The organism is Egibacteraceae bacterium (genome assembly GCA_035540635.1).
Lineage (GTDB): Bacteria > Actinomycetota > Nitriliruptoria > Euzebyales > Egibacteraceae > DATLGH01.
The window spans coordinates 23,064-31,589 of the sequence record DATLGH010000002.1 but is presented as its reverse complement, the minus strand read 5'-3'; the positions used below and the strand labels follow the sequence as shown (position 1 = coordinate 31,589).

Genomic DNA, 8,526 nt, shown 5'->3' with positions numbered 1-8,526 from the left:
GGTGGGGCGCCTTCGGCGGCTTCCGGGACTTGGGTGGCGTCGGGGGTGGCGGCGATGTCGGTGGCGTCGACTGCGTCCTGCCCGTCGGCGTCACCCGGCGCCCGCAGGCCGGTGGCGGCCGTGACCGCGCTGTCGGGCGTGCCCGTACAGGTGGACAACAGGGACAGCGCAAGCGCAGGCAGCAGCAAGAGTCGAGGGCGCATGCGGGCTAGGGTAGGCGCTTCGGGACTGCCCGCACAGCCCCGAACGCAATGGCCGCCCAGCACAACTGGTCGGGATGTCCGGAACCGAAGGAGCACTGCGATGGAGCGCTTCCGTGTCCTGCCCCTCCTCCTGTGCGCGCTGGCCCTGCTCGCGGCGGCCTGCAACGGCGGAGCCGACGTCACCACGGGAGACGAGGAGCCGGGCACGCACGCCGGCTACAACGACGCCGACATCACCTTCCTCCAGCAGATGATCCCGCATCACGAGCAGGCGGTGGAGATGGCCGAGCTCGTCCCCGACCGGACCGAGCGCACGGAGCTCATTCAGCTCGCCGAGGACATCGTTGCCTCCCAGCAGGCCGAGATTGCCGAGATGGAGCGGATGCTCGCTGAGGCCGGCGCCAGTGACGAGCGCGAAGGCCACGACATGGAAGAGATGGACGACACCGGGACGATGGAGGACATGGAGGGGATGGAGGGGATGATGCGCGAGGAGGACATGACCCGGCTCGCGGGCCTTCAGGGCACCGAGTTCGACCTGCTGTTCCTCGACATGATGGTCGCGCACCACGAAGGCGCCATCGTCGCCGCCGAGCGGGTCATCGAGGGTGGCGAGAACCCCGGGGTCGGCCAGCTTGCCGAGGGCATCATCGCCGAGCAGCAGGCCGAGATCGACCAGATGACCGCGTGGCGCGGGGAGTGGGGCAGCGAAGCCCGCTGACCCCCCGCCGGCTCGCGGCCTAGTGGCTGCGGTGCAGCTCCCGCCACGTGGCACCGGCGTCGGCTGACCGCAGGATCGCGCCACCCGCCGCGGCGTAGAGGTCGTCGCCGCTGTCGAGCAGCGCCTCGGGGCGGCCCTCGAGCAGGCCGACCTCGTCCCAGGAGCCGCCCCCGTCGCCGCTGTGCCACACACGTCCGTCGAGGCCGACGCCCCACAGCCGCGCGGTGCGTTCCCACGCGAGCAGTGCCAGGGCCGGCCCGTCGACGTCCGCCCACGATCGGCCGCCGTCGGAGCTGCGCACGAGCCGGGCCTCGTCGAGCGACGCGACGACGGTGGCGAGTATCGCGTCGGGGTCCTCGGGGTCGACGACGAAGTCGGCGAGTGGCGCGGCGCTGCGCCGCTGCCAGTCGAGGCCGTCCTCGCTCACCATGAACGCGCCGTCGGTCGCGTTCCACCCGTAGACCCGGTCGTGAGCGGCGCGCAACGCGTGGAAGTCGACCTCGCCGAGCAGTGACACGCTCCGCCAGGTCTGCCCGCCGTCGGTCGACTCGATGAGCCCGAGAAGCGGGGGCAGTTTCTCGACGACGGCGGGGTGTCCGCTCGCCTGGAAGTGGTCAGGGCCGACGACGGTGAAGCCCATGAGGTCGTGGGCCGCCTCGCCGACCCGCTCGGGCTCGCCGTGCTCGGTGAGGCGCCACAGACCGAAGTGCGTCGCGGCGTACACGAGGCCGTCCGCGGGGTTCACGCCGAGCCCGTGCACGTGGACGAGCCCGGGATCCTCGTCCGCGGGCAGCGGGGTGGCCGGCAACCGGTCGCCCGGCGCTACCTGGCCCCCGTCCCCGCAGGCGGCCATGAGCAGCAGGCCAAGCACACCGCAGCACACGCTCCACCGCATATCCACCACCACGTCTCCGCCGCGGGGCGACGCTCGCCCCGGACATCCGATGATAGGCGGGGGGGCCGGCACGGCAGCCGCCTGCCGGCGCCGGAAGCCGCGCGGGCGTAGGCTTGCCGTCACGCCAGCACCGGCACGCGGGGATGTCTGAAGCGAAGGTCCTTCGGCAGTCGAAGCAGCGCCGCCGGGCCCGGTCTCGACCCCGTCGCCGCGCTGCGGGAGACCCAGCCCGGGCCGCCCCTGCTCGCCTACCTCGCGCGCACGCTCGTCGACGGCTCGCCGCACGTGGCGGCGCTCGTCGACGAGATGGTGACCGACGCGGAGGGCTACATGGCCGAGGGGGTGCGAACGGGGGTGCTGCGCCCGAGCGACTACCGCTACGAGCGGGCCGTCGTGCTCACGATGTGGTCGCAGGGCGCCCTCGTCCTCCACGACCACCTGCAGCGGCTCCTCGGGGTGGACCTCGCTCCCCCGACGAGGTCGCGGCCGCGGGCGCGTACTTCGCCCCCGCGCTCGAGCTGTTCAGCGCCGGGCTGCTCACCGAGGCGGCGTCCGGGCAGCTGCGGGCGGCGTTCGCCCCGCACGACCTCGGGAGCCGTGCGGGAGGGATCATGACCGGCGTCGTCCTCCGCACGGAGGGCCTCGTCAAGGACTACGGCAAGGTCCGCGCGCTCGCCGGCGTGGACCTCAAGATCCACGACGGCGAGGTGTTCGGCTTCCTCGGCCCGAACGGCGCCGGCAATTCGACCGCCATTCGCGTCCTGCTCGACCTCCTGCGCCCCACCGCCGGTCGGGCCGAGGTCTTCGGCGTGACGCCGCGGGCCGGCGGGCCGGCGCTGCGCTCGCGGATCGGCTACCTGCCGGGGGAGCGGGCGATGGCGGGCGCACGACCGGCGGGCAGCTCCTCGCCCGCCTCGCGCGGCTACGCGGCGGCGCGGGCACCGACCGGATCGGACCCCTCGCTGAGCGCTTCGACCTCAACCTCGACCGGCCCATCCGCGGGTTGTCGAAGGGCAACAAGCAGAAGGTCGGCGTCGTGCAGGCGTTCATGCACCGTCCGGAGCTGCTCATCCTCGACGAGCCGACAAGCGGGCTCGACCCACTGCTCCAGCGGGGGTTCCTCGACCTGGTCGTCGAGGCCAGTGACTGCGACGACGTGCGCGCCCTGCGCCACCATGCCGGCCAGACCGTGGAGCTGCGCTTCGCCGAGAGCCGGTCGACGCCGGCCGGTTCGCCGGTCTGCAGGGAGTCCACGGCGTCGCGGGCACCCCTGGGCCGACGAGGGGGTGCAGGGGGCGACGCTGCGCTGCCTGTGCAGCGAGCCCGACGCGCTGCTGAAGGCCGCAGCCGGCTACCGCGTCGTGGCGTGGTCGGCCGCGGACCGCGAGCTCGAGGACCACTTCCTCGACTTCTACCGCGTGCCCGCCGACGAGCTCGTCACCGAGGAGGTGGACATGGAGATCGGCGCGACGCAGATCCTCGCGGCGGCAGCGGGCTGCTGCTCGCCCTCGGCTTCGGCACGCTCGCCATGGCCGTCGGCGCCGCCACCGGCCGGCGGACGCACGCGCTCGCCGCGCCGCCGGGCTGGCCGTCGTCGCGTTCGTCTTGGACGCGGTCGGCCCGACGGTCGGCGCGGACTGGGTGACGGCGGTGTCGCCGTTCTCGTGGTACCTCGACCCCAACCCGCTCGCGGAGGGGTTCGACCCGGGCGGACTCGCGCTGCTCGCGGCCGTGCCGGTGCTCGCCGCGCTCGTGGGGCTCGCCACCTTCGACCGCCGCGACGTCATGGTGTAGCCCGGTCGCCGGCCCGCCCGGCGCCTGTCCGCTCGCCCGCCACGCCTGGCCGGTCGGACCCCTTCCGTAGACGCCGCCGTCTCCGGCGTGACCGTGGCGACAAGTCAGCCCGCCGGCTGTTCGCGCGGCCGCGACTACACGTTCACGGTCAGCGGCGACGGCGGGGCGGCGACCGCCAGCGACACGAGCGGCCGCCTGTACATCCAGAAGCTCGTCGCGCAGAACCGCAACCGGATCCTGCGCATCGACAGCGACGCCGCGAAGCTCGGCGGTCCGGTGCTCATCGTGCGGCCCGCTCAGCTGCCGCCGCGCGTCGAGGCGGAGCTCCGCCGCATGCGGCCCACCCAGCTCGTCGTCGCCGGTGGCCGCGCTGCGCCTCACCCCCGAGACGGAGGCGGCGATCGAAGCGACCCGCGGGGCTGACGCCACCGGGAGCGGCCGGGCGGGCAGGACTCGTGCGGTCGCACCCCCCACCCAGTTTCGCCGAGGGGAACCAGTGGCCGCGGAACGGGAACAGGTAGCTGTCGGTGAGGTGGTCGAGGAGCGGCTCAGGCGCGGGCCGCTCGCAGGACCGCGTCCGCGGCGGCGGTGACGGCGGCGTCGTCGGTGGCCTGGTCCGACACGCTCACCCGCAGCGCCACCCGGCCCTGCCACACGGTCGTGCCGAGCCAGGCAAGACCCTCCGCCTGCACCGCCGCGGCGACGGCGCGGGTGCGGTCGTCGTCGCCGCCGACGCGGACGAGCACCTGGTTGAGCACCACCTCGTTGAGCAAGGCGACCTCGCGGTCGGTGGCGAGTATCGCGGCGAAGCGGCGGGCGTGGGCGCAGCAGCGCTCGACGAGGTCGGTGACGCCGGCCCGGCCGAGGCTGCGCAGCGCCGCCCACACGGGGAAGACCCGGGCGCGCCGGGAGCTCTCGGCGGTCCAGTCGACCCCGTCGCGGCTGCCGGTGCGGGCGAGGTAGGCCGCCGACAGCGTCATGGCCGTCCGGTGGCTGTCGGGATGCGCGCAGAAGACGATGCCGCAGTCGTAGGGGACGTTCAGCCACTTGTGGGCGTCGGTCGCCCACGAGTCGGCCCCCTCCGCGCCGTCGGTCAGGTGACGCAGCGACGGGGCGGCGGCGGCCCACAGCCCGAACGCCCCGTCTACGTGCACCCAGGCGCCACGGTCGTGCGCGGCCTCGCAGACCTCGCGCAGCGGGTCGAACGCGCCGGTGTTCACGTTGCCGGCCTGGGCGCAGACAATCGTGGGCTGCCCGTTGAGAAGCCCCCGCAGGGCCGTGGCGCGCATGCGGCCCTGCCCGTCGGCGGGCACGACCGTGACGCGGCGCTGCCCGAGACCGAGCAGTCGCAGCGCCCGGTCGAGCGAGGCGTGGCGCTCCTCGCCGACGACGACGGTGACCGCAGGGGCTGCGAAGAGCCCGTCGGCCTCGACGTCCGAACCCTGCGCGGCGAGCAGGTGATGGCGCGCGGCGGCGGGCGTTCGCCACCACCAAGCCCGGTGCGGCGGCGCGCGAGCAGGCGGCGCAGGTCGCTCGTCATCGCGGTACCTCCGGGGGATAGGCGGTCATCGGTCTTGCCTGCAACAGCCACAGCTGTCCCGAGGCGAAGGCCCACTCGATGTCGCGCGGCCCGCCGAAGGCCTCCTCGCACGCGTCCGCGAGGTCGGCGAGCCGGGCGAGGGCAGCCTCGTCGAGGCACAGGAGCCGGGCCGTGTCGGCGTCGATGGGGAGGGTGACCGTGCCGCCGTCCTCGTCGAGCGCGACGCGCACGTCCTTCACGCCGGCGCGCTGCTCCACGACGACGCCCCCACGGGTGAGCCGGAACCCGTCGGGCACGACGTGCCCGGCCACGACGGCCTCCCCGAGCCCCCAGCTCGCTTCGACGACGCGCTCGTCGGCGCCGGTGACGGGGTGGCGGGTGAACAGCACGCCGGCGACGTCGGCGTCCACGAGCACCTGCACGACGACACCCACCCCGCCTGGATCGCCTGTGAGGCCCATGCGGTCGCGGTAGCCGGTCGCCGGCTCCTCGGCCGCAAAGCGCCAGACGTCGCCGACCGCGTCGGGAACGCCGGCCCGGGCGACGTTGAGGAGGGTCCGGTGCTGGCCGGCGAAGCTCGCCGCCGCGGAGTCCTCGCCGACGGCGGAGGAGCGGACGGCGAAGCGCTGCCCGCCGTACGAGGCGAGCGCATGAGTGAGCGCCGCCCGCGCGCTGGCGTCGCCGGCGGCGATCCGCGCCGCCGTCTCGGCGGGAACGGCGACGCCGGGCGGGGCGGGCAGGCCGCGGCGGAGCGCGACCGCGAGCTGCGCGGCCTTGCCGCCGAAGGTTGCCTCGTCGACGGCGTCGGCCAGCGCCACGACGGTCACCGCCGGCCCGGCGCTCCGGCGCCGGCGTGCCGCATCCGTTCGGCTCCCACCATGGCGGGCAGCATGCCACCGCCCCGGCGACGGTGGTCAAGTGGCCGGGCGACCTCGCCGGCACGGCGCCGACCGCGTCCCGCGACGACGGTTGCTACCGTGCCCTTCACGCCACTCCGCCGCAACGCGAGGCATGCGATGGCTGCCACACCGACCGCAGGGAGCGACCGACCGCCGCCCCGCCGCCGCGGCTGGTTCACCGTGGTCGTGCTCCTCGCCGGGGCGGCCGTCGCCGCGCTGCTGCAGGCCGCCCCGACCGAGCGGATCCCGCACTTCGTCGAGCGCGCCCCGGTCAACATCGCCCACGCCGGCGCCCAGGGGCACGCGCCGGAGAACACCATGCCGGCGTTCACCCGGGCGGTGGAGCTCGGCGCCGACGTGCTGGAGATGGACCTCCAGCTCACCGCCGACGACGTCGTCGTCTTGATGCACGACGCGACCGTCGACCGCACGACCGGCGGCACCGGTCGCGTCCGTGACCTCACCCTCGCCGAGATCAAGGCGCTCGAGGCCGGCCACGACTTCCCCGGCCCGCACGGCGACTATCCCTTCGTCGGGCAGGGTGTCGAGGTACCGACCCTCGCGGAGGTCTTCGACGCCTTTCCCGACGAGTGGCTGCTGCTCGAGATGAAGCCCGACAGCGGACCGGAGATCCTGCCCGCCCTCGTCGCCCTCATCGAGGCCCACGGGCGGCAGCGCCGCACCGTCGTCGCGTCGTTCGACCGCGACCTGCTCCTCGGACTCCGCGAGGCGATCCCCGGGATCCCCACGAACCTGCCCGAGTCCGAGGGGTTCACCTTCGTCGTCCTCCAGCTCGTCGGCGCGCACCGCTGGTGGACCCCGCCGTGGGAGTTCCTGAAGGTCCCGACGACGTGGGACCTCACGAACCCGATCGCGTGGGAGGCCTTCCCCGTCGTCACGCCGGGGTTCGTCCGGGCCGCCGAGCACCGCGGCATCGACGTCAACGTCTGGACGATCAACGAGCCCGAGGAGATGCACCGGCTGCTCAACCTCGGCGTCCACGGGATCCTCACCGACTACCCCGACCGCTTCGGGGAGGTCCTCGCCGAACGTGCCGCCGCCGCCTTCGAGCGCGCCGACCCAGGCCTGCATCCGCGCCTCGGCTTCGTCCAGCGCCTGCAGGACCGCCTGGATTGGCTCACGCCGGTGATGGCGGCGGTCACGTGGCTCGGCGACGAGGAGTTCTACGTCCTCGTCTTCCCCATGGTGCTGTGGTCGGTGCACCGCGCGGTCGGCATCCAGCTCGCCGTGCTCTTCCTGCTGTCCGCGTCGCTGAACGAGATCGCCAAGCTCGCCGCGCGGACACCGCGCCCGTCGTTCCTCGACCCCTCGCTCGCCCTGCGCGCCGAGTCGACCTTCGGCGTGCCGTCCGGGCACGCCCAGAACGCCGTGGTCGTCTGGGGCTACCTCGCCGCCGCGATCCGCCGCTGGTGGGCGTGGGCCGCCGCGGTGGTGCTCATGGCGCTGCTGGGCGTCTCCCGGCTGCAGCTCGGCGTGCACTTCCCCGTCGACACGATCGTCGGGTGGGTCGTCGGCGCGGTGCTGCTCGCCGCCTACCTGAGGTGGCGCGAGACGGTGACCGCACGCGTCGCTGCGCTCGACCCACGCCGCCAGCTGAGGCTCGCCTTCGCCGCCTCGCTCGGCCTCATCGCCCTGGCCGTGCTCGTGCGGGTCGCGTTCGTCGGCTGGGCGCTGCCCGCCCGGTGGATCGGCGTCGACCCGCTCCACCACCCGATGCAGACAAGCAGGGTCGTCACCCCCGCCGCCACCCTGTTCGGGGTGGCGGCGGGCCTCGTGTTCCTCCGCAACCGTGGGGGGTTCACCACCGACGGCCCCGTGTGGAAGCGCGCTTTGCGCGTCCCCGTCGGGCTGGTCGGCGTCGTCGCCCTGTGGTTCGGGCTCGGCGAGCTCTTCCCCGGCGGCGAGGACCCGATCGCCCTCGCCTACCGCTACCTGCGCTACGCCGCCGTCGGGATGTGGGCGGGCGGGGTCGCCCCGGTCCTGTTCGTACGCCTCGGGCTCGCGGCCGGCGACCCGGCGTTCACCGCCGACCCCCCGGTGCCGCGCACCCCGGTCGCCGTCGGGTGACGCCCGGCCGCGGCGCGCCGGCGGGTACAGTGCTCGACGTTGGGGAGGACGTGGTGACGCTTGTCGGGCGCGACACCGAGCTCCGGCGTGCCCTACCGCCCGCTGCGCGAGGCGCTCCTCGTCGCGAGCCGCGACCCGCTGCCCGAGACCCCCGCCCTTGGCCCGTTCCTGCCCGCTCTCGGCGCCCTCGTCCCCGCGTGGCGGTCGGCGGGCCCGCCACCGGACCTCAACCCCCTCGTGCTCGGCGAGGTGGGCGTGTACGTCAACCACCTCGGGGAGGAGGGCGAGGACCGCGTCCGCGCCGCGTACGGCCCTGCGACGTGGGACCGGCTGATCGACGTGAAGACGGCGTGGGACCCGGACAACGTGGTTTCGCATGAACCAGA

At 74.5% G+C, this 8,526-nt stretch carries 10 protein-coding genes; 5 read left to right on the top strand and 5 right to left on the bottom strand.

The annotated features are described in order from the left end of the window. Positions 1 to 203, bottom strand: a 203-nt coding sequence (locus tag VM324_00230; protein HVL97708.1) for a hypothetical protein, incomplete at its 3' end; no start/stop codon positions are given. 100 nt (positions 204 to 303) lie between these two features. On the opposite strand from VM324_00230, the gene VM324_00225 reads away from it, so the two are divergent. Further along, on the top strand, positions 304 to 924 hold the full coding sequence (locus VM324_00225; protein ID HVL97707.1) for a DUF305 domain-containing protein: 621 nt from the start codon (positions 304 to 306) through the stop codon (positions 922 to 924). A 19-nt stretch (positions 925 to 943) separates the two neighbouring features. On the opposite strand, the gene VM324_00220 is transcribed toward VM324_00225, so the two are convergent. Next, entirely contained in the window at positions 944 to 1,807 is an 864-nt protein-coding gene (locus VM324_00220; GenBank protein ID HVL97706.1) for a hypothetical protein, read from the bottom strand. A 159-nt stretch (positions 1,808 to 1,966) separates the two neighbouring features. On the opposite strand from VM324_00220, the gene VM324_00215 reads away from it, so the two are divergent. Continuing rightward, complete coding sequence (locus VM324_00215) at positions 1,967 to 2,434, top strand: hypothetical protein (GenBank protein HVL97705.1); 468 nt, start codon at positions 1,967 to 1,969, stop codon at positions 2,432 to 2,434. A gap of 307 nt (positions 2,435 to 2,741) precedes the next feature. Here the strand turns inward: VM324_00215 and VM324_00210 are convergent, their stop codons facing one another. Then, the gene (locus VM324_00210) at positions 2,742 to 2,996 is read right to left on the bottom strand and encodes a hypothetical protein (GenBank protein HVL97704.1); all 255 of its coding nucleotides are present in this window, start codon (positions 2,994 to 2,996) and stop codon (positions 2,742 to 2,744) included. A gap of 428 nt (positions 2,997 to 3,424) precedes the next feature. On the opposite strand from VM324_00210, the gene VM324_00205 reads away from it, so the two are divergent. Both VM324_00205 and VM324_00200 read left to right on the top strand, forming a co-directional pair. After that, on the top strand, positions 3,425 to 3,613 hold the full coding sequence (locus tag VM324_00205) for a hypothetical protein (protein HVL97703.1): 189 nt from the start codon (positions 3,425 to 3,427) through the stop codon (positions 3,611 to 3,613). Positions 3,614 to 3,706: 93 nt separating this feature from the next. After that, positions 3,707 to 4,036, top strand: coding sequence for a hypothetical protein (locus VM324_00200; protein HVL97702.1), 330 nt, complete (start codon positions 3,707 to 3,709; stop codon positions 4,034 to 4,036). Between the two features lie 125 nt (positions 4,037 to 4,161). On the opposite strand, the gene VM324_00195 is transcribed toward VM324_00200, so the two are convergent. Beyond that, entirely contained in the window at positions 4,162 to 5,070 is a 909-nt protein-coding gene (locus tag VM324_00195) for an aminotransferase class V-fold PLP-dependent enzyme (GenBank protein ID HVL97701.1), read from the bottom strand. A 79-nt stretch (positions 5,071 to 5,149) separates the two neighbouring features. Continuing rightward, positions 5,150 to 5,980, bottom strand: a complete 831-nt coding sequence (locus VM324_00190; protein HVL97700.1) for a PEP/pyruvate-binding domain-containing protein — start codon at positions 5,978 to 5,980, stop codon at positions 5,150 to 5,152. 189 nt (positions 5,981 to 6,169) lie between these two features. Between VM324_00190 and VM324_00185 the strand changes: the two genes are divergently transcribed. Then, complete coding sequence (locus VM324_00185; GenBank protein ID HVL97699.1) at positions 6,170 to 8,140, top strand: glycerophosphodiester phosphodiesterase family protein; 1,971 nt, start codon at positions 6,170 to 6,172, stop codon at positions 8,138 to 8,140. Positions 8,141 to 8,526: the final 386 nt, after the last annotated feature.